Genomic DNA, 21,692 nt, shown 5'->3' with positions numbered 1-21,692 from the left:
ATCTCCCCGCCCCCTGCTCCCTGCCCCCTGCCTCTTTTCCCCTTTTATGCTGCATCCGAGAAGTAGATAACTTTACCACCATAAGCACGCTGTAGGTTTTCTTCTTTGAGTACCTGTTGACGGGAACCTGTGGCGATTAATTCCCTATTTAATAAGATTAAATCATCAAAATGGCTGATAGATTCACCTAAATCATGGTTAACTACCAACAGAATTTTGTTAGCATCTGCTAGTTCATGAAACACATCAAAAATCACTGCTTGGGTTTTTTGATCAATACCCACAAGCGGTTCATCAAAACAGAAAATGTCTGCTTGCTGCGCCAAAGCCCTAGCTAAAAATACCCGTTGCTGCTGTCCTCCTGATAATTGTCCTATGGGGCGATCGCAATATTCCACCATTCCCACTCGTTCCAAAGCATTCTTAGCAACTTGGCGACTAACCGCCGAAAAACTCCGCAACCAACCTGTTTTCTTTACCCTTCCCATCATCACCACATCCCAAACGGTGGCTGGGTAAGTCCAGTCAATTTGGCTACGTTGGGGAACATAAGCAACTTTACCCAATTGCTGCATTAAGGGTTTGTCTTGGTATAGTACTTTACCACTGCTGACGGGGACTAAACCTAACATTGCTTTCATCAGAGTGCTTTTACCAGCACCGTTAGGGCCAAAAATCCCCGTTATTCGTCCCGGTTTGACAATACAGTTAACGTCCCTCAAAGCTTCTTGTGTACGGTAATGTACTCCTAGATGAGAGATATTAATTGCTGCTGTTGCTGTCAGAGTGTTAACTGATTCAAAACTGGAATCAGCTGGTAAGGAAAAGTTCGCAAGTCGCATAGTGTCATTTCCGAGACGTAAAAAATGAAAAGATTATGAAAATACTGTAACTTAAAAAATGAGAGAAATATGAGAATAACCATAACAATTCTGATGAATGCAATCACTCGCTCAAAAGCCAGATTTTGTTGGCGACCAGTCTTAGCAGTATTTTTGGCACTTTTGGTAGATGGATGTGCCACAGGTAACTCTAACCCTACTACCCCAGGTACAGAGAGTAAACCGCAGGTAGTTGCAACTAGCACCATCATCGCTGATTTAGCGCAAGAAGTGGGCGGTGAAGACATCCAACTGACTGGGATTCTTAAACCAGGGACTGATCCCCATGTTTACGAACCAGTACCAGCCGACAGCAGGGTTTTAGAAAAAGCCGACTTAATTTTATACAACGGCTACAACTTAGAACCAGGGCTGATTAAGTTGATGAATGCGGCTGGTGGTAATGCACGCAAGTTAGCAGTGGGAGAGGTTGTCAAGCCGTTACAGTTGGATAAAGGTCAAGGGGAAGTAGTACCTGATCCTCACGTTTGGGGGAGTGCCGAAAATGCGGCTACTATGGTTAATGCTATTCGAGATGGGTTAATTGAGTTATCCCCTAAAGACAGAGAAAAATATACTCAGAGGGCATTAGAGCTTACAGGTGAATTAAAACAGTTGCATAGCTGGATTAATCAGCAGATACAAACTATTCCGCCCAATAATCGCCAACTGGTGACAACTCATGATGCTTTTCAATATTATGGACGGGCTTACGGGATAGCGATCGCAGGTACTTTAATTGGGATTAGTACCGAAGAGCAACCAAGCGCCCAAACAGTTAAACGATTGGTAGACTCAATTAAAAAAATAGGTGTACCTGCAATTTTTGCTGAAACTACAATTAATCCAGCTTTAATTAAAACTGTTGCCCAAGAAGCAGGCATAAAATTAGCATCAAATGAGCTTTACTCTGACTCAATTGGGGCAAAAGGAAGTGATGGAGATTCTTACATCAAAATGATGGAGGCAAATACCCGCACGATTGTAGAAGCGTTGGGTGGTAAATATACACCTTTTCAACTAAAGAAATAAATCTATTATTTGACTTGTATTTCTAGGGGGTGAAATTATGTGTAAATCTAAAAGCTAAGATATAACTTTAGATATGTAATTTTCGTCAATATAAGAAACTCTTACTGGAGAAAGAACTAAATAAACATTTGATTTTTTAGAGTGTGTTAGTAGACATAAAAATTTTAATTGTTGAACTAGCCATGACTAACGAAAAACTAGAAAATCAAAATAATCAATCAGAAGAAATTAGACAACCAGTAAGTAAAGACTGGCATTCTCGTGAGGAACCAACTGCTAAAGAAAGAAACTTAACAGCCAACCCAGGAGATAGAATTGCCGACGAACCACAATCACTGGAAGAGAAAGCCAAGCAAGTGGCTGTAGATGCACCAGACATCACAGGCGACCATATTACAGTTCCTACCTACTTTGTTGTAGACACCCCTGAGGGTGAAAAGAAAGCCCTCCACCATGTAAAAGATGCGGAAGAAATTTCTGATGTAATTCGCCAAGCCAGAGTTGACGAAGATGGAAATCGGGTTTGGTGGTAGTTTTAATTTGGCGTTGCACAATGCGGGATGATTTTCATAGTTTTGTGGCATGGGCATCTTGCTTCCTGTTTTTATCAGGCTGGCTGTCCGGCCTAACCCCCGCGAATCATCCCGTAGTTCAGGAATGCCTTTACCTTAAATCCTTATATCCCCATACTCACCACGATTCATGGATGCAGACATACAACAATCCACAATTGTATGACTGAGACAGGTTCGGAATTAGATCACAATAGATATGTAGCCTGTCGTTTATTCAACCTTGAATCAACCTAACTTCGTGCGTAATCTGCAAGAAACTCACCTGAACCGCGCCCGTGCCAGCTTGAGACAAGCATTGTCTTGGTATAGCTATCTTCGTAAATCAGGGCATTTATCATCTAACCCAGAGTTGGCAGGTTTGGTGAAACCAGAAATTGAAGCCTTAAACTCCACACTGGAGAAACTGGAGTCTAATGTAATTAGAATCGCCGCCTTTGGTTTAGTGAGTCGTGGTAAGTCGGCGGTGTTAAATGCCTTATTGGGAAGCAAAATTTTACAAACTGGCCCCCTCAACGGTGTGACTCAATGGCCCCGTTCTGTACGCTGGCAACCAGGGGGGAAGGTAATAGTTGAGTTAATTGATACCCCTGGATTAGATGAAATTCAAGGCGAGTCACGGGCGCAAATGGCGCGGGATGTGGTGCGTCAAGCAGACTTAATATTATTTGTTGTGTCTGGGGATATTACCCGTACTGAGTATCAAGCACTCCTAGAATTACGCCAGGCACAGAAACCCCTAATTTTGGTGTTTAACAAAATCGATTTATACCCAGATACAGACCGAGCCACAATTTATAAAAATTTACAACAATTAGGGGCAGGAAATCCCCAAGCCAAGCCTTTGTTACCAGATGAAATTGTCATGATAGCGGCGGAACCTGCACCGATGGAAGTAAGGGTTGAGTGGCCTGATGGTCGAGTGAGTTATGAGTGGGAAACACCAGAATCACAAGTAGATGAACTCAAGCAAAGCATTTTAAATATTCTTAACCGGGAAGGGCGATCGCTCCTAGCGTTAAATGCACTCATTCAAGCACGGGACGCAGAAGCGGCGATCGCGCAAAAAACTATCGATATCCGCCAACAAGAAGCCGAAGATATCATCTGGCAATTCACCAAATACAAAGCTTTAGCCGTAGGGCTAAATCCCATCGCCTTTTTCGATATCCTGGGCGGAACCGTCGCTGATTTGGCTTTAATTCGCTCCCTATCGCGGTTATATGGTTTACCCATAACCAGCTATGAAGCCGGAAAAATCTTAAAAACCATCTTAATGAGTTCCGGTGGCTTATTGCTGGGAGAATTAGGAAGTAGCTTCCTATTAGGTTTAGGTAAAAGTACTGCTGCCTTAACCAGTGGCGATAATCCGACAAACATCACTGCCTTTGCAGGTAGTGCGATCGCTCAAGCCGGAATCGCTGGTTATGGAGCCTACACTGTCGGCAAAGCAGCCCAAGTATATCTAGAAAAAGGTTGTACTTGGGGACAATTAGGCGCTAGTACCGTAATTACAGAAATCCTTTCTCAAGTAGACAAAAATACAATTCTGTATCGTCTGCAACAAGAATTAGGAATGAAATATTGAGAATAAATAAAAAATATTTAGCTAATTATTACTATTGGTGAGAATTTGTCAATTTCTATCAAAATCCTCTGATAAATGTGTTCAAAACTGATTTTCAGAGGCAATATAAAAGATATGGCAGTTATTTGCTAATAGTTCAGCTAGCACAGCATTTATACCTGTTTTCATTAAAGATGAAAAGAGAGGAATTCCCAATAAGATTGGCTAACAAAATGGCGGTGTTCACCACTACAATCTTTGGGAAGCCTATCTAAACTAGAATAGTAAGCTCTGAAATCAGTTAACAATAACAACTGACACTCACAGCGTAGTAAAAAAAGGCGAAAAGACCATGACAATGACCTTCAACGTAGCTTCAGCAGCCAACTCTGACCAAAACGAGACTACAAATTTAGAAAAAGCCATCCTCTGTGCGATCGCTGAAGCCCGTAACACCTGCGAACAAAATGGTGATGGTTCTCCAAACTGTGCTGTAGCTTGGGATATTGTCGAAGAATTGCAAGCTGAAAAATCCCATCAACTGCAAGCCAAAAAACACAAAAGTTCTCTAGAAACATTTTGTGATTTACATCCAGAAGCCCTAGAATGTCTCATCTATGATGTTTAATTGATGCTGAAGATGGAAAATTTTGGATTTTAGATTGTCAATCAATCTAAAATCAGTTCCTTAATGACGAATTACCCAAATCAGCCATAGCTGATTTAGTAATTTGTTGAATAGCATTTAAATCTGGCGGTGGTGTTTCACTTTCCATTTTTAACCATAAAAGGTATTCGATATTTCCCGCCGGGCCAGTAATCGGCGACCAAGTTAAACCCTTATATTTCCAACCTAACTCCTCAGCCACCAACCAGACTTGAAAAATAGCATCAGCTTGGTCGTAGGGATCGCGCACCACACCTTTTTTACCCACACGAGATTTCCCTACTTCAAACTGTGGCTTCACCAATAGCACTGCTTCACGCAGAGGTTGAGTTAGTCGCCACACAGCAGGCAAAATCTTGGTTAAGGAAATAAACGAGACATCCACCACCGCCAAATCAGGAAGAGAATTTCCCTCACCATATAAATCCTCAGGTTGCAGTTGACGTAAATTGGTACGTTCACGCAAAATCACCTGGGGATTGTTTCGTAAACCCCAATCTGTCTGTCCGTAACCCACATCAATACCGTAAACTAGCTTTGCTCCAGCTTGCAGTAGACAATCAGTAAAGCCACCTGTAGAAATACCCCCATCCAAGCAAACCCGTCCAGTAATGGGGATAGCGAAAAATTCTAAAGCTTTAGATAGTTTTTCACCACCACGAGAAACAAAGCGCGATCGCTCCTTAATATTTATTTGAGATGCAATATCAACTTCAGTACCAGGTTTATCAACTAACTGCTGATTAACAGTAACTTCCCCCGCCTGAATCAGCCTCTGTGCTAAGGCGCGAGAATTACACAAATTCAATTCTACTAATAAAATATCGAGTCGCTGCTTCACCAATTAACTTGATTCTCCTGTTATTGACAAATAAATTTTTGGAAATTTTTGTATAGCGATCGCGTCTTTTGGTATTTTAATAGTCGTGATCAGCTAGTTATGGAAATGATGTAATGCCAGAGATTAGCCGTTTTCTGGGAATTATTATCACTATGTATTATAACGATCATCCACCGCCACATTTCCACGTTCGCTATAATCAACAAAAAGCAATTGTTGATATCGAAACCTTATCGATACTAGAAGGTAAACTCTCATCCAGAATACTAGCACTTGTAGTTGAATGGGCAAACTTACACAAAACAAAATTGATGAATAATTGGGAAAAAGCTAGAGTCAACGATACTTTAGAGAAAATCGAACCACTGGAGTAAGTCATGCTCAAAGATATTATTGCAGTCGAACCAATAGAAGATTATAAGCTATACATCAAATTTGAAGACAACCAACAAGGCGTTATTGATATTAGTAAATTAATTTCTTTTACAGGGATTTTTGCACCGCTACAAAATATTGATTATTTCAAACAAGTAAAAATCAACCCCGAATGGGGAACTATTTACTGGGAAAACGGCGCAGATTTTGACCCCGATGTACTTTATGCTGAAATTACTGGAGAAGCAATTAATAATTATCAAATTGCCAAAACCTAGTCAAAAATTGCGATCGCTTCTTTGGTATATTAATAGGCGATCGCTCCTTAATCTTCATTACAGCAGCATCAACCTCTGTTCCAGGTTTATCAATTACCTATTCATTAACCATCACTTCCCCCGCCTGAATTAGCCTCTGTGCGAAGGCGCAAGAATTACATAAATTTAGCTCTACTAATAAAGTATCGAGTCGCTGCCTAACCAAGTCTTACCTTCTAATTGACACATAATAAAGATTAGTTTTTATTCAAACTATGCGCTACGAATACGTTTAACTTTCATCATAATTAAACATTAAAACAAATTTTTGTTTAGGTAATACCAACATAGGCAGATATATAGGATGATCATCCCATCCCTTATTTTTTTCTCCTTTTTGATAGCAAATAATTAATGTCGGTACATCAGGATATTTCTTTTGAGCCTCTTTTAACCATTCACCAGAACCAAATCCAAACCCTCCCCATTTAAAAGGATCTTTTCTTGGCATATCTAATCCTTGTCTCTTATTCCTAATGCCTCTACGAACGTTTAAACGTCCCTTATCCATACCTTTTGCTTGCAGATCCTTTAATCCTTTAATAATACGTTTATCTTCCCACTTTTCATAAGGTACATAATAATTTTTTGTGTAACTAATTACTTTTATAATAAAATCTATGCTTACTTCATAATATTTTTCATCATCATTATAATTAATTAAAAGGCTTTCTATTTTATGGAAACTATCCTCTATTTCTTGCTTTTTATAAGCTGGACTTTGAGGAAAAACTAATTTTCCCGGTGCTAATACACCAATAACGGATGGATCTAAAACATTAGCACGAGTGGGTTTTAAATCTCCTCCTATCCAAACAGGTTGAATCTGAATATTATGAATATCATCTCCTATTGCTTGACGCATTGCTTCATCCGCTTCATGAATAGAGCGAAAAGCTTCTAGAATATGTTCTGCTAAAAAGAGACGAGTAACATCTTTTAATTGTGGACGATAACCATACATTCGAGCGTGTTGATGAACTGTATCTACTGTCTTTTGTTTTGCATCACGTCCATAATAAGTTACCATTAAGCCTTTAATTGTAACGCCCCTACCTAATCTATTTCCACCAATTAATATATTCATTCCAGGATTATAATTAGGTTCTTTATCAGGATTATTTGCATTAATAATTGTAGGAATTGCGCGTCTAAGTTGAATTTTTAATCCATCTATCAATTGATTTAATTGCGGTAATTTATCAGTAGTATTTTGCAATTCTTTATATGCTTGCTCTAACCATTTTATTGCTTGTTTATAGTCTGCTTGTGAACTCTTTTCTCGAATTGCTTGATCTAAATTAATTACAAAATTACTAATTAATTTCTCTAAATTTGTATGAATATCCTGCTTATAACAAATATGAACTAGAAAAGAATATGTATCATCTTCATCATCAGATGATAACATTTTATAAATTGAACCTAAGAAGAAAAAACATAATGCTAATCTTAACCCTTCAGGAATTATCCATTTATTACCAGGATTAATTGCACCTTTTTGTTTTTTTATTTGGTTAATTTCCTCTGCATCAATAATGACAGAATGTTTACTGTTTTCCGAGAAAAATAATTCTCCTCCCATATAACTATCTCCTGGTTCTGGTAATGCTGCACAAAATTGTGGTTTACAAGGTTGAGATAGTTTTTGTAATAATAAACTTTGGGGAGTTGCAGTAATTTGAATGTAAATATGATTAGCAATTTCTTGACGAATATTGCTGTGTATTTGCTCGAAAGTTGAACTATCAGGAATTGCATTCTTTCCTTGTTTAGATTGTTTAGCTTCATTTGTATTTAAACTAGCATTATCAGCTTCATCATCAAAAATTAATGTAGGAAAATTTTTAACTTTAGCTGTTTTTAAAACTATTAATAATCTCTTTAAATGAGCAACATTTTTTGTAGTAACTAAAACAACACCTGTATCTTTGATATAGGGTATAACTTTACTTTCAGCAAAATCAACAGGGTCTTTTTTCCACGCTTCCCAATCAAAAATAACAGGGCCGTCTTGAATTTGATTATTGAAACGGCTGGCAGTTTGTTTGCCTAACCATGTATTATCAGACGTTAAGACAATAAAACAACGAAAATTGTTTTCATAAGCCAACGCTAAAGCTGCAATTGTTGTGTTCGTCTTTCCACTTTGAACTCTACCATAAATAAGCCCCGTTGTTTCATTAGGAATGGAATTTAAGCCTTGATAAGGCTTACTAACTAAACCTGTGCTATTTTCTCCTACATCACCAAAATCAAAATTTTCAGAATAAACTCTAACGCAGTTTTTAACTACTTCAATAGCAGTTTCTTTAAGTTTATTAGCTTCTTCTTTTCCGATTTGTTTTTCTAGTCTCTTAATTAATTTATTAATACAAGAACCGTTTGTTCTAATAACAGTATTTGTCATAACTCTTCTTATGCTGATAAAATTGCATCTGGCCAATTATTTTGTGGAATTGTACGTTCTAAAGGTACTCTCCCTGTACCTTTAACATAGTAACTACCTCTTGATTCTCTTTTTATGGAAATACGCTGTTTCGCTAGACCTTCGCTAGGATTAAGAATTGTCCATAATTGCTCTTCAGATAGGCAACAAATACCATCCCTATGACAAATCAATGCTATGAAAAGTTTGATATTAGGATAAGTTTTATGAAAATTTGTCACCGCATTTTCTTCTTGTGAACTAAAGCTAAATGACCAAGAAGAAGTAGGCTTTCTGGAAATTTTAAATAAGATAGCTGATTCTTGATGGGTGCTTTTTATGAGATAAAGAGATGAATGGATAGAAGATAAATAATTTATGGATATATAGGATGTTCCTTTGAGGAGTCTAAGAAAAGCTGCACCATGCAAAAATTCTAAATCATTAATACTCATGGAACTATGGTATAACACTATATATCTTGTTACCGATTATACGATAAAAAATTATATTTTGTATGGTACGCAAAAAAAATAAGCAAATTAAAATACATAAAATTCAGTATATTGACGCGGTTCAACTGAATGAAAACCCAAAACAATATCTTTCTTTGGGACACCTACTTCTATCAATGTGAAACGATCGCCTAGTCACAGACAATAGCTGTCAACACTCACTTGCTTAATTTGTCAAAAAAGCGATCGCCTCTTCACATAGCCAAGAAAGAAGCGATCGCTTTCAGTTAAGTTATGTAACTTACTATCTAAACATCACGCTCGCTCAACTCACGAGTAATGTGGTCAAATGGTTCCTCAACAAAAGTAGTATTGGTAATACCAGCACCTACCACTTGAGCCTTAACCAAATCCTTGAGAATCTGCACACCACGAACTGTGGGGCCGATGGGTACACCCAAAGAATTGTAAGTTTCCCGCAAGCCTTGCAACACCCGTTCATCTAAAACATTGGTATTACCAGCAACCAGCGCATAAGTAGCGTAGCGCAAGTAGTAGTCCATATCCCGTAAACAAGCCGCCAGACGGCGAGTAGTGTAGGCATTGCCACCAGGACGAATCAACTCTGGTAGTTCTTCAAACAACTTCGAGCCTGCTTGCTTGACCAATGCAGCCGCATTTGAGTTAATCGCTGCTGCCGCTTGTACACGGGCTGTACCACTATCAAAATAATCTTTCAGGGTATCGATCGCATTCCGGTCAAAATACCGACCAGCTACGTCATAATTCTTAATTAAGCTTGTTACTGCATCGCGCATTCCTTCTTCTCCCAATCGTTGCTATCTATGGTTTGATATTAATTTGGTTGTGCTACGCACCAGTAAAATTTTTGTGCTATTAAAAGTAGATTCGGCACAAAAACAATCTATCTGTTACTTAAGGATTCTATGCCAAAGTTGACCCCTATGAGATTAACTTTCTTCCTTTTGTGCAGATGTCGAAAGAAAGGTTAATATTACCTGTAATCCAGAGCTTCTGTAACAAAGACTACAAAACTGTCTAATGTTTAGAATCTACGATATTTCAGGTGTGTCATCAACTTTGTTTCGCTTAGTAGGGCTTAGATGCTTTGGCAGATTCTGGTTTGAATTTAAGAAATTGGCAGAGAAGGAGTAACAATGACAACCCCACAAGAAGTCTTGAAAAGAATTCAAGATGAAAAAATTGAGCTGATTGACCTCAAGTTCATCGATACAGTAGGTACATGGCAGCACCTCACCTTGTACCAGAACCAAATCGATGAAAGCTCATTCTCTGATGGCGTACCTTTTGATGGTTCCAGCATCCGGGGTTGGAAAGCAATCAACGAGTCAGACATGACAATGGTTCTCGATCCCAACACAGCTTGGATCGACCCATTCATGGAAGTGCCAACACTAAGTATTGTTTGTAGCATCAAAGAACCACGCACAGGAGAATGGTACAACCGTTGTCCACGGGTTATTGCTCAAAAAGCAATAGACTACTTAGTATCTACGGGTATTGGTGATACAGCCTTCTTTGGCCCTGAAGCTGAATTTTTCATCTTTGATAGCGCCCGCTTTGCCCAAAACGCTAACGAAGGTTACTACTTCCTCGACTCTGTAGAGGGTGCTTGGAATTCTGGTAAAGAAGGTACAGCAGATAAACCCAACTTGGCTTACAAACCACGTTTCAAAGAGGGTTATTTCCCAGTTTCACCTACGGATTCTTTCCAAGATATCCGCACAGAGATGCTGTTGACAATGGCGAAATTAGGCGTACCCATCGAAAAACATCACCACGAAGTTGCTACAGGTGGTCAGTGTGAACTCGGTTTCCGTTTCGGTAAGTTAATCGAAGCGGCTGACTGGTTGATGATTTACAAATATGTCATCAAGAACGTCGCCAAGAAATACGGCAAAACCGTCACCTTCATGCCAAAACCAATTTTTGGCGATAACGGTTCTGGTATGCACTGTCACCAATCTATCTGGAAGGATGGCAAACCCCTCTTTGCAGGCGATAAGTATGCTGACTTGAGTGATATGGCACTGCACTACATTGGTGGTCTTCTTAAACACGCCCCAGCACTGTTGGCAATCACCAACCCCAGCACCAACTCCTACAAGCGTCTAGTTCCTGGTTACGAAGCACCAGTTAACTTGGCTTACTCCCAAGGAAACCGTTCTGCTTCCATCCGGATTCCTCTGTCTGGTAGCAACCCCAAAGCCAAGCGCCTAGAGTTCCGTTGTCCAGATGCTACCTCTAACCCCTACTTGGCATTTGCTGCCATGCTATGCGCTGGTATCGATGGTATCAAGAACAAAATTGATCCTGGTGAACCATTAGATAAGAATATCTATGAACTTTCTCCAGAAGAACTGGCAAAAGTTCCTTCCACACCTGGTTCTTTAGAACTAGCACTAGAAGCACTAGAAAACGACCACGCTTTCTTGACAGACACAGGCGTATTCACCGAAGACTTTATCCAAAACTGGATTGACTACAAACTCGCTAACGAAGTTAAACAGTTGCAACTGCGTCCTCATCCTTATGAGTTCAATCTCTATTACGACGTTTAATTAACACCTGTTAGCAATCTATAGCCAAGACTCAATCTCGCCACCCTTAAGGGTGGTTTTTTTTGACAAAACTCCGTACTAATTCCAAAGTTTTGAATTTTGTTGGCGGAAGCTTCTTCTTTGCTACGCAACACTCGCGCGAACGGAACGCTACGCGTTGGCGTTAGCCTCTGTCTACGACACGCTACCGCGTACTCCTCCGGAGAAGCAAGCTACGCGTAGCGTTCCGCAGGAAACGTAGAGAAGCCGCAGGCTATTTTGAATTGATTCATATTTTTCGTAGCAAAGATTTAATTCGCTGCTTGAAAGCAATATATACTTTTTTGAAAACAGCCATCTTTTGCTGTCGCTGTTTTTTTGCGACTTGTTCTTCTCTCCAATTAGACCAAATTGTACTATCTAAATATTCAAAAAATAAATGTTTTTCTGGGTGATTACAATTATCATGCCACGGTTTATCACGCGAAGAAAAGTGAATAATAAAAGGATGATGAACTAGTTTATTATATTCTTCTTCACTAAATGGGCTATCTTGCCAAGATGGGTATTTAAATAGATATGGCATTTGATTCCATCGAGAATCAATAGTTTTCCATTGCCCTGCTAAAATTGCATTCATAGCATCTTGATCATGCCAACGTATATACTTTTTATATTTATCTAAATACTCAAATATTTTCTGACTTGTTGCTTCTTTTCGCCATTTTTTCAAATTCATGACGAGAACGCCAGAATTGAAGTATTTACAATCCGGGTTAATCCCCAATTCTTTATAATTAATTAATCCTCTGGGAGATGAGACATAGGGCGCTCCCATATCTGGAATTGCTAAAAGATAGTTATCATCAATTTCAATATTCCATAGCTCTTGCAAACTATTTCTGACAATTACATCACTATCAATATAAATAGCCTTCTCAATTGTTGCGGGCAAAAGCTCTGGAATTAAAATTCGATAATATGCTGTAACAGTAATAGAAGAAGATGTCTGCAAATTTTTGAGGTTTGATTTTCTTACCTTTAACCAAGTAATACTAACTTGCTCAGATTTAAGATTTTGGATAATTCTGTTTTTATTAACTCTACTAATACCACCATCAATAATATAGAGAGCTAAATGCTGCTTACCAGTAAGATGGGCAACCACTGAACGAGTAGTTGCTGCTAAAGGCATGGAGAAGTTATCATCCGCAGCACAAACTAAGCAAATAGACTTATCCATAAATTTTTAGTTTGGAACATACACTCTGCAAGTAGATAAAAACACAAATGGTATTTTTTCTTAAAATACCATTATTCTCAGAAATCAGAGTTAAGGCTATTGATCACTATCGCACAATACCCAATCAGTGACATCAGATATATTAACGAAGCTAAAAAAGAAACTGTATGGTTTGCACTCTAAGTCTGAGTCATTTTCATCTGCAATGAGCATAGTCAGATAACTCAGGGGAAATAACTTCTGGTCGAAATCACTTCCCCCAGTAGTAAAAATGACATAAACATTATCAAAACCTAACTCATAGCGGCATTACTGCGACCATAAATCATGCGAGTAGTAGGATCGATCTTTCCTTGCGTTGGATTCCAATAGTGCGAGAGTTCTTCAGCAGGAAGACCGAGTTCTTGTGCGGAACGCATCAGCATGGATTGTTGACGATTCTTCACTTGCTGATATTGGCGCATCATAATTGCACGAGATTTTTCTTGAATAGACATACCACAGTCCTCCTAGTGATATTAATTGAATTTGACCCTCTACATAACTAATATAGCTAAAATTCTGTATCTTAAGCTACGAAATTGAGTTTTTGTTATAAATGTTAATATTTATGTAATTGCACTTATTTGTCTTTGGCTGACAACTTTGGGCATTATTACTAGTATGACGATGCTGTCAGGCAAACCTTTCTCATGGTTGATAATTTATTTGTTACATTTGTTTACAATAATTTCATGCTGGTTAATCTTGGCTGATGCCGTGTGAGTACAGATATTGAGACAAACTCAATTGCTATCCAAGTCAATAAACTTAACAAACTAACTTAAACTCATGACAGTTGTTTATCCACGAAAATTTCAGAATACCTTGAGTGCGAGGGACATTCTCAAGCAGGTAGTGAGCGATCGCGAAATTCACCTAATCACACTCAACCGCTATCGTTATAGTGAGCAGCGTAGTTGTAAAGACCTGGCGGAGATCATTGAACAACTCAATGGCAAGCCACCGGAACTGATTAAAGATTTATCTCACCACATCTCAGATGAAGCACGTCATGCCATGTGGCTAACTGATTTGTTGGTAGACTTGGATGCAAATGTAGGAACGCCTCCTGGTACTTCCTACATTGATGAATTTGAAAGGTTACTCGATCAAGATGCCTACGGTTCTCAGGATAATCTAGAAGACTTTATAATTGCTGCCCTGGCAGCAATTAACGTCACTGAGAAACGTGGTTGTGAGTATTTTTCTGCCCACATTTACGCCCTAAAAAAAGCACCTCAAACAGCAGAAAATATCAAAATCCGTGAAACCATTGAAAAAATTCTGCCTGAAGAAGCCGGACACGTCCGTTGGGGTAATCGCTGGTTAGCACAAATAGCAGATAAAAGCCCAGAACATCGACAAAAAGTCGAGCGAGCCAAGCTTAAATATTCTGCCATTGAACAAGCAGCTTTTGAATCAGGAATGGATATTACTCTGGGTGCAGAACTGCGACGAGTTGCTAACCTCATTGAAGTAGCAAATACAATGCCAATGTGGCAACGTCCCCAATATCTGATGGAACGCTTGCCACAAACTTTGTTAGCACCCCAGTTACAATTTACAAGAATCGAGGCTGCACAAAGAGCTTGGCAACGTGACCCACAAGCATTTATGGAAAAATTTGTGCCAATGTTTATCAATGGAGTTAAAAAGATAGAAAATAACTCCAAAAAAGCAAAGGTATAAATAAGTCAGTTGCTCAATTGAGACACAACTACTATGGGGTAAGCGTCTTGTCTACCCCATATTTATTCAGTGAAAATATTGCAATGTAGATAGATGCCCTGTATCTTTATTCTTGACCTGAATGACACTCTGTGAGCAAACCAAGAATTACATCTTGGGTGTAGGAAGAGTAGTGATGCTGACAATTCAGGTGATGAATTAAATTGGATGTGCAGCGTCAGAATATAAACGTTCTACTCGTGCTAAAGAGGCTATTAAAAGTGTTGAAAATATTTTGAATGTGCTGGTTACAAGATAAATGTTTATGTCCCATGAGAAATAATACTGCGATGGGCTACACTCTGCCGTAGGTGATGACCTCTGGTCGGTCGGAGACCATCGCTAAACTGTAATATGGGCATTATTAGAGGATTCGATTAGACTTCTACGCCCAGTACCTCGATGAGGGATAGGTTTTTCTGGTTCGTTACGCTTGGGTTTAGATTTAAATGAAAGCATATTGTGTGAACTAGAAGGAGAAAGAGTTGAATTGCGATTGGCCATTCCTAGACAATCAGAAATTAGGGAAGCAAATACCAGACTCGAAATTAAAACTGGAACAGCAGCACGCATCATAAAAGTCTCTTTGTAAACTCTCTTATATATTGCTACTGAGTTTTATGGAACGAGTCCGGAAAAATTATGAAAAAAAGTAGTGCTTTTTACTGAAAATTATTCACATTGGAGTTATGTCTAGTTTTTCAACCAATAACCAATGACCGGAATAATTGAGACGACCCCAAACTGTAAGATGTTGCTGATCTGACAAGGTTTGTAGCTGCTCATCTAAGTGCGATCGCCCCGTTACAAGCTGCCAAATTTGTCCTAGATTAGCAGCCGGAGCAGTAATCGTGAATCTGTAATCCTGCTGATTTAAAAGCTGAAAAATGCCTGTGAAGCATTCAGTTCCCCGTGTTAATACTTGCTGGGGTTCTGAGTGATAGTACTTATCCACAGAAGCCGGGCAATTGCCGCTATCTGGATAGAGTTGAGGCTCATTTAGGTAATACAATTGCCATTGCAACCATTCCGGATGATTGGGTAATAAATTAAATAAAGGTATGATGGCACTAGGAGAGTGGTTATCTTGCAATAAAGCTTTCTGTAATGCTTGTACAGGTAAGTCTCGCGGCTGACAGTCCAATTCCACAGACATAGCCGCCGCCATCCCAGCCGCTTGACCAATACCCAACACCACAGGTTGTAATCTAGTTGCCCCATTGGCTATGTGAGACACAGAAATATTTTTTTCACAAACCAATAACCCATCTATTGAAGCTGGAACCAAACAACGGTAAGGAATTGTAAAAGGTGTCCCCGTCCAACGTCCTCCCCAACGGATGGATTTAGGTTGTAGTGGTAAGTCGAACCCTGGATAGTGATGGTCATTGGCATAATTACCAATAGCAATGGTATCTGGGAATAAAGCTGCTACCCTACCGCTTGGAACTGGTAAGATATCTTGCTCCCTCACAGTAATTAGCCCCACCAAACGGCGACTTTCTCTGTAGTATGGGTGCAAAGCAAACGCGGACGAAGTGTGGGGAAAAACTTGCTCTGCCAAACCATAACGTCTACCAAGCTGACTTTGGATAAAATGAGCAAAATTTTGGCTATGCCAACGAGATTCTAGGAAAAATTCACCTTTAGCTGTGTCTGATTCTATCAGTCGTCCTGTACCTTCACCGTAGTCATTACCACAAATAGGCCAGTTAATCATGAATAGATTCCCTGGTAATCGTCCATAATTCAAGAATTGCTCTGCACCATATTTTTCCCAAGCCCCAGCAAATAGTAAAGCATCATAATTAGGTGCAGGGGGAATTTCTGGCGCGACTGGTTCGCCAAAATCCTGCATGATCACAACCCAGGTAGGCGATTGTACAGGATATCTTTGTGTTAGCTGATCAAAGTTAGTTGGGGCGCTTGGTTCTCCCCATTCAGATTGCAACTCCCAACCCCAACGGTAAGGTATATCTGCTAAAGCTAGTAAATCTCCTAACTCTGTACCATCAAGAGTAATCTTGGCTTGAACGGTAAAGTCTGCAAACCTGACACCAGTAATGGAATTTTCTTGTTGTAAAACCTCCAAAGGTACTTGTCCGGAAATCCAGTGCAGATTTGGTAATTCTTTTACCCAATCGGCAAAAATTTCTGCACCAATACGGGGGTCATAACTAAAAAAGCTCACCCAACTGTTATCTAATCCTTCTGGCTGTCGCTGCTGTAATTCTTGTAAAAATGCACCCCATAACCCAGTATGGAATGCCATTAATTCATTACCGTCGGGTGCAGAAACCCCAGCCGCAGTTAACATTCCTCCTAGCCAGGGAAATTCACTGACCAAAATAGTTTTTGCACCCTTTCGTGCTGCTTGGATAGCCGCAGCTGTACCGCCAGCACCGCCACCAACGACTAAAACATCAGTCGTGTATGTTTGATGAGCCATCACTCAACCTCAGTAGATTTTTGACAAGTTGGTATGAGTCAAAAAAGAGACTATGAGAGCATATTATTGCTGATTTGAGGATGAATGAATTTTTTTAACGCAGAGGAACACGAAGGTAAGCGCAGAGGTACGCGGAGTTTTTTCAAGTTTTCGCTGGGAATATGTGATGAGGCAAAAAGAACTTCACAAGCAGGATGAAATTGTTATTGATGATTTTTTAGGAATTTTTGGGCTTTTTTAATAGCAAAACTAATACTGCTCCTGAAAGAATTCCGCCCATCCAACCCCACAAGGTATTTACCAAAATCCACCAACCAGCTTGCTTAACAAATGGCCGCAGTAACCACCACTGGATAATTCCCACGGAAGGGCCTATTAAAATTACAGACTGTCCGAGTGCAGAATCTAAATCCATGTCAATCCACATAATATAGGATAGGAGTACGGAAATACAAACACCTAATGTAGTTCCTAATACCCACCATTTTTCAGATATGGGAATGTGTCGCCGCAGAACTAATACTTGCATGAAACTGATTGTCAAACCCATCGTTGCAGCTACAGCTTGGCTACTAATGATTATTCCTAGTGGTTGTATAATTTCGTGAGCGATCGCTGCTAAAATTCCCCCACCAATTAAGCCCAAAAGATTGACTAATATCCACTGCAAATAAAAGCCAAGTCCTATTTTGGGAGATTTAGCTGTTACAGGAGGGGGAGATGATGGAGACTGTCGAGGAATTTCTTGACGATACTGATCTGGGACGCTCGGTGGTGGAGAATACAAAGGAGCTTCGGAAACTTGTGGGATATCACCAGGATTGTTTATCGGTAAGGTTGGTGTATTTCTTAGCGGTGTAGATGTTTGCGTTGGTGCGTAAGCATTCCCCAAATTCTGCACAACCGTTAAAGTCTCCACTGCTGACTTGTAGCGTTGGCGAAAGTCATAGCGTACCATCCTATCTAAGATATCTGCTAAATTTGGGCTTACCTGTACTAATTTACGCCAGAGAATTTCCGCAGTTTGTATATCTTCTTCCAACTCATGGGGCATTAATCCTGTTAAAGCTTGAATGCCAATCATCCCTACAGCATAGATATCACTGCTTAATCGAGGACTACCCCGACTCTGTTCACTTGGCATATAACCAGCAGTACCAATGCCAACCGTCATTTTAGTTACACCTTCACCAGTCACTACCTGAGTACTAATTTGTTTCACTGCCCCAAAATCAATTAGCACAACTCTACCGTCACTTTTACGGCGAATCAGATTAGGTGGTTTGATATCCCGATGAATGACTTGATTTTGATGAACAAAAGCTAATGGTTGCAGAATATTTTGTAATAAAGCAATAGTGTAACCTTCACTTAATCGCTTTCCTGGGGTGAGTTCATCACTGAGGGGATGTCCATCAATAAATTGTTGAACCAGAAAAAACTCTTGATTTTCTTCAAAGTGTGCCAGTAGTTGGGGAATTTGGTCGTGGGTTCCTAACTTATGTAATAGCTGTGCTTCTGATGCAAATAAACGCCTAGCCACCTGCAATGTTGTGGGATCAGTCGCCATTGGTTGGAGTTGCTTGACGACACAAAGATTGTTGTAAAGTTTGATGTCTTCGGCTATGTAGGTTTTACCGAAACCACCAGATCCCAAAACTTGAGTAATTTTATAGCGTCCGTCTAATAACTGACCCAACATACAGGCGATTACCTCCGGTAGTGCGTAGCCCATCGCACAGAAGAATGTCTGTATTTTAACTCCACTCCGACAACGGAGAAGCAATTGCTATTTCTGATTTGGTTTATCAAGTGTTGCGTCAAGTTCTCCACACTGATGGAAAAGTTAAATTTTACAAAACTTGGAGGTTAATACTAGACTGCTAAAGCAGAATGATAAATCTGAAACTTTGTAGCTGAACGTAGTCCACTAATGTTAAATCTAGTAACGTTGAGCAGTGGAAAATCAACGTGAAAGCACAGGTATTTCGAGGTGTCAATCAACTCTCTTACGAAGAGATCCCCGTACCGAATCTAGAACCGGATGAAGTGCTGGTACAGGTACGAGTAGTCGGTTTATGTCAGTCAGACATTAAAAAAATTCGTTATCCTCTCTATGAACCGCCGCGCATCTTTGGTCATGAAACAGCCGGGACGATCGCCGCAGTTGGTTCTCAAATACAAGGTTGGCAAGTAGGACAACGGGTAGCAGTCATGCACCACATCCCTTGTATGCGTTGTGCTTACTGCTTGAATGAAAATTTTTCCATGTGTGATGTTTATAAAAATATCTCCACCACCGCCGGATTTAACCCAAGTGGCGGTGGCTTTGCTGAGTATGTAAAGGTTCCGGGTCATATTGTCCAAAATGGGGGGTTAATCCCGATTCCTGATGAGATCAGTTTTGAGGAAGCTAGTTTTGTTGAACCAACCAATTGTTGTCTAAAAGCAGTCAAAAAAGCTCAAATAGCCCCAGGACAGACGGTTTTAGTCACTGGTGCCGGGCCGATTGGCTTAATGTTTGTCATGTTGGTGAAGTATTTCGGAGCAAAAGCGATCGCCACCGATTTGCTACCCTCAAGAATAGAAAAGGCGCTGAATGTCGGGGCAGAAGCAGCATTTGATGCCCGCGATCCCGATTTACCTGGCAAAATTCATGCCCTCACCAATGGACTAGGAGTTGATGTGACTTTGCTGGCTGTACCCAGTGAAAAAGCTTTCTTTCAAGCCCTCGACTGTACGAGAAAGGGCGGTAAAATTTTGTTTTTCGCCGAATTTCCCGACGAATTAGAAATTCCCATCAACCCCAATATTCTCTACCGTCGAGAAATCGACCTAATGGGCAGTTACAGTTCATCCTACCGCCTACAAAGTCTGTCGGCTGATATAGTATTTAATCGTCGCATAGACGTACAAGCATTAATTAGCGATCGCTATCCCCTAAAAGATTTATCAGCAGCAGTAGATCAAGCGATCTCACCCACACCGGAAACTTATAAAATTCTGATTTATCCCTAGATTGGGGAGTAGGGAGTGGGAACAAATCAATTGAAAATTCCCAATTAAAGAACTTCCTCTCATATTCCCCATCTCCCGCCACTCCTCATCTCCCTAACATGGAAATACCAATTACATTACCGATAGTTACATTCATAGCCTTTTACTTCGCTTGGAATTTAGGTGCTAACGATGTCGCTAATGCGATGGGAACTTCTGTTGGTTCCAAAGCGATTACTCTCAAGCAGGCAATAATTATTGCTGGGGTGTTGGAGTTTACTGGCGCTGTCTTGTTTGGACATGAGGTGACAGAAACCCTAGCAACAAAAGTTGCTAACCCTAAATTATTTGCAGCTACACCCCAAGTTTTAGTTACTGGCATGATGACAGTACTGATTTCTTGTGGTTTATGGTTGCAAATTGCTACATCCCGTGGTTTGCCAGTTTCTTCTTCTCATGCAGTTGTTGGTGCGATCGCCGGGTTTAGTTGGGTAGCTTTGGGAGTAGGGGCGATAGATTGGTCATCAATTGGACTAATTACTATCGGTTGGATTTTAACACCAGTTATCAGTGGAGCGATCGCCGCTTTATTTTATAGTCAAATCAAACACTGGATTTTGTCACAACCAAATCAAATTTCCCAACTCCAAGAATGGATTCCCTGGTTAAGTACAGTCCTCTTGGGAGTATTTGGCGTAATTGTCCTACCTTCCCTAACTCAAGCCCTAACAAATTTCTTCATTGACCAACTCGGTGTCAACATCCCCCCCCACGATATCCCCCTGATAGCAGGCGCAATCGCCGCCGTCGGACTAACTCTCATCAGTTGGCGACAATTGGGACAAGGGGAAAAATCTTCAGTCAACAGCCCAATTGAATCCCTATTTGCCCGCTTCCAAGTCCTGAGTGCTTGCTTTGTGGCGTTTGCACATGGTTCTAATGATGTGGGTAATGCGATCGCACCTTTGGCGGCGATCGTTTACATCAATCAAACTGGTCAAGTCCCTACCGATGGTATTACTGTTCCCTTATGGATTTTAATTCTGGGTGGTGCGGGGATTGTTGGTGGTTTAGCTGTTTGGGGTGAAAAAGTTATAGCCACAATTGGCGAAAACATTATTTCTTTACAACCAAGTAGCGGATTTTGTGCAGAACTTGCAACTGCTACCACCATCTTACTAGCATCCCGAATGGGTTTACCTGTCTCCACGTCTCACGCTCTTGTCGGTGGTGTCGTTGGCATAGGACTAGTACAAAGCCTCAATTCAGTCAAATTTACAACTCTCCAGGGTATCGCCACTGCATGGCTTGTCACGGTACCTGTCAGTGCTGTCCTGAGCGCCGCCATTTTTAGTATTGCTCGAATCTTATTTTTTTAAGCAATACCAATGGATGGGTTTTTGGGAATTACGTCTAATGTGAATTAAAGAGAATGAGACTGGAAGGTGAGAACATCAATACCAAAAAGGCGGCGAAGCAATTTGCGTAGTGTGTGAGAGGCGATTTTGGCAGCAAT

General features: G+C 40.2%; 21 protein-coding genes and 2 pseudogenes. 10 read left to right on the top strand and 13 right to left on the bottom strand.

Annotated elements, in window-relative coordinates:
- Positions 1–44 precede the first annotated feature (44 nt).
- Positions 45–842 (bottom strand): metal ABC transporter ATP-binding protein, encoded by a 798-nt coding sequence (locus tag H6G18_RS21870; protein ID WP_190409199.1) that lies wholly within the window; start codon positions 840–842, stop codon positions 45–47.
- Between the two features lie 93 nt (positions 843–935).
- Here H6G18_RS21870 and H6G18_RS21865 point away from each other — a divergent pair, with 93 nt between their 5' ends.
- From H6G18_RS21865 to H6G18_RS21850, 4 genes are all read left to right on the top strand, one after another.
- A complete protein-coding gene (locus H6G18_RS21865; RefSeq protein WP_190409198.1) occupies positions 936–1,913 on the top strand; it encodes a metal ABC transporter substrate-binding protein in 978 nt (325 codons plus the stop codon).
- Positions 1,914–2,095: 182 nt separating this feature from the next.
- Entirely contained in the window at positions 2,096–2,446 is a 351-nt protein-coding gene (locus tag H6G18_RS21860; protein WP_190409197.1) for a hypothetical protein, read from the top strand.
- 280 nt (positions 2,447–2,726) lie between these two features.
- Positions 2,727–4,073 (top strand): GTP-binding protein, encoded by a 1,347-nt coding sequence (locus tag H6G18_RS21855; protein ID WP_190409210.1) that lies wholly within the window; start codon positions 2,727–2,729, stop codon positions 4,071–4,073.
- A gap of 331 nt (positions 4,074–4,404) precedes the next feature.
- Complete coding sequence (locus H6G18_RS21850) at positions 4,405–4,680, top strand: Calvin cycle protein CP12 (protein ID WP_190409196.1); 276 nt, start codon at positions 4,405–4,407, stop codon at positions 4,678–4,680.
- Between the two features lie 52 nt (positions 4,681–4,732).
- Here H6G18_RS21850 and H6G18_RS21845 read toward each other — a convergent pair whose 3' ends face one another.
- A complete protein-coding gene (locus H6G18_RS21845; protein ID WP_190409195.1) occupies positions 4,733–5,563 on the bottom strand; it encodes a TlyA family RNA methyltransferase in 831 nt (276 codons plus the stop codon).
- Positions 5,564–5,673: 110 nt separating this feature from the next.
- Here H6G18_RS21845 and H6G18_RS21840 point away from each other — a divergent pair, with 110 nt between their 5' ends.
- Positions 5,674–5,934 (top strand): DUF4160 domain-containing protein, encoded by a 261-nt coding sequence (locus H6G18_RS21840; RefSeq protein WP_190409194.1) that lies wholly within the window; start codon positions 5,674–5,676, stop codon positions 5,932–5,934.
- A gap of 3 nt (positions 5,935–5,937) precedes the next feature.
- Complete coding sequence (locus H6G18_RS21835) at positions 5,938–6,213, top strand: DUF2442 domain-containing protein (protein ID WP_190409193.1); 276 nt, start codon at positions 5,938–5,940, stop codon at positions 6,211–6,213.
- A gap of 37 nt (positions 6,214–6,250) precedes the next feature.
- Here H6G18_RS21835 and H6G18_RS25310 read toward each other — a convergent pair.
- The 5 genes and pseudogenes from H6G18_RS25310 to apcB form a co-directional block, all read right to left on the bottom strand.
- A pseudogene (locus H6G18_RS25310) lies at positions 6,251–6,418 on the bottom strand (S4 domain-containing protein); the annotation flags it as partial.
- Positions 6,419–6,484: 66 nt separating this feature from the next.
- Positions 6,485–8,662 (bottom strand): Z1 domain-containing protein, encoded by a 2,178-nt coding sequence (locus H6G18_RS21825; protein WP_190409192.1) that lies wholly within the window; start codon positions 8,660–8,662, stop codon positions 6,485–6,487.
- A gap of 8 nt (positions 8,663–8,670) precedes the next feature.
- Complete coding sequence (locus H6G18_RS21820; RefSeq protein ID WP_190409191.1) at positions 8,671–9,135, bottom strand: hypothetical protein; 465 nt, start codon at positions 9,133–9,135, stop codon at positions 8,671–8,673.
- An 87-nt stretch (positions 9,136–9,222) separates the two neighbouring features.
- A complete protein-coding gene (locus H6G18_RS25305; RefSeq protein WP_190409190.1) occupies positions 9,223–9,312 on the bottom strand; it encodes an element excision factor XisI family protein in 90 nt (29 codons plus the stop codon).
- A gap of 131 nt (positions 9,313–9,443) precedes the next feature.
- Positions 9,444–9,953: an allophycocyanin subunit beta gene (gene apcB, locus H6G18_RS21810; protein ID WP_190409189.1), complete on the bottom strand. Its 510-nt coding sequence runs from the start codon at positions 9,951–9,953 to the stop codon at positions 9,444–9,446.
- A gap of 360 nt (positions 9,954–10,313) precedes the next feature.
- Between apcB and glnA the strand changes: the two genes are divergently transcribed.
- Positions 10,314–11,738, top strand: a complete 1,425-nt coding sequence (gene glnA, locus H6G18_RS21805) for a type I glutamate--ammonia ligase (protein ID WP_190409188.1) — start codon at positions 10,314–10,316, stop codon at positions 11,736–11,738.
- A 268-nt stretch (positions 11,739–12,006) separates the two neighbouring features.
- On the opposite strand, the gene H6G18_RS21800 is transcribed toward glnA, so the two are convergent.
- Entirely contained in the window at positions 12,007–12,960 is a 954-nt protein-coding gene (locus H6G18_RS21800) for a glycosyltransferase family 8 protein (protein WP_190409187.1), read from the bottom strand.
- A gap of 293 nt (positions 12,961–13,253) precedes the next feature.
- Entirely contained in the window at positions 13,254–13,457 is a 204-nt protein-coding gene (locus H6G18_RS21795; RefSeq protein ID WP_190409186.1) for a hypothetical protein, read from the bottom strand.
- Between the two features lie 334 nt (positions 13,458–13,791).
- Here H6G18_RS21795 and H6G18_RS21790 point away from each other — a divergent pair, with 334 nt between their 5' ends.
- Complete coding sequence (locus H6G18_RS21790) at positions 13,792–14,691, top strand: ferritin-like domain-containing protein (RefSeq protein ID WP_190409185.1); 900 nt, start codon at positions 13,792–13,794, stop codon at positions 14,689–14,691.
- A gap of 381 nt (positions 14,692–15,072) precedes the next feature.
- On the opposite strand, the gene patX is transcribed toward H6G18_RS21790, so the two are convergent.
- From patX to H6G18_RS21780, 3 genes are all read right to left on the bottom strand, one after another.
- Positions 15,073–15,303 (bottom strand): heterocyst-inhibiting protein PatX, encoded by a 231-nt coding sequence (gene patX / locus H6G18_RS25300; RefSeq protein WP_390825633.1) that lies wholly within the window; start codon positions 15,301–15,303, stop codon positions 15,073–15,075.
- A gap of 103 nt (positions 15,304–15,406) precedes the next feature.
- Entirely contained in the window at positions 15,407–17,179 is a 1,773-nt protein-coding gene (locus H6G18_RS21785) for an FAD-dependent oxidoreductase (RefSeq protein WP_190409184.1), read from the bottom strand.
- Between the two features lie 217 nt (positions 17,180–17,396).
- The gene (locus H6G18_RS21780; RefSeq protein WP_190409209.1) at positions 17,397–18,881 is read right to left on the bottom strand and encodes a protein kinase domain-containing protein; all 1,485 of its coding nucleotides are present in this window, start codon (positions 18,879–18,881) and stop codon (positions 17,397–17,399) included.
- A gap of 269 nt (positions 18,882–19,150) precedes the next feature.
- On the opposite strand from H6G18_RS21780, the gene H6G18_RS21775 reads away from it, so the two are divergent.
- Complete coding sequence (locus tag H6G18_RS21775; protein ID WP_190409183.1) at positions 19,151–20,197, top strand: zinc-dependent dehydrogenase; 1,047 nt, start codon at positions 19,151–19,153, stop codon at positions 20,195–20,197.
- Between the two features lie 98 nt (positions 20,198–20,295).
- A complete protein-coding gene (locus tag H6G18_RS21770) occupies positions 20,296–21,555 on the top strand; it encodes an inorganic phosphate transporter (RefSeq protein ID WP_199311796.1) in 1,260 nt (419 codons plus the stop codon).
- Positions 21,556–21,599: 44 nt separating this feature from the next.
- Here the strand turns inward: H6G18_RS21770 and H6G18_RS25375 are convergent.
- A pseudogene (locus H6G18_RS25375) lies at positions 21,600–21,692 on the bottom strand (IS982 family transposase); the annotation flags it as partial.

The sequence above is a fragment of the Anabaena subtropica FACHB-260 genome (genome assembly GCF_014697105.1).
GTDB lineage: Bacteria > Cyanobacteriota > Cyanobacteriia > Cyanobacteriales > Nostocaceae > Trichormus > Trichormus subtropicus.
The sequence above is the reverse complement of the archived record's forward strand: the minus strand, read 5'-3'. Positions and strand labels throughout refer to the sequence as shown.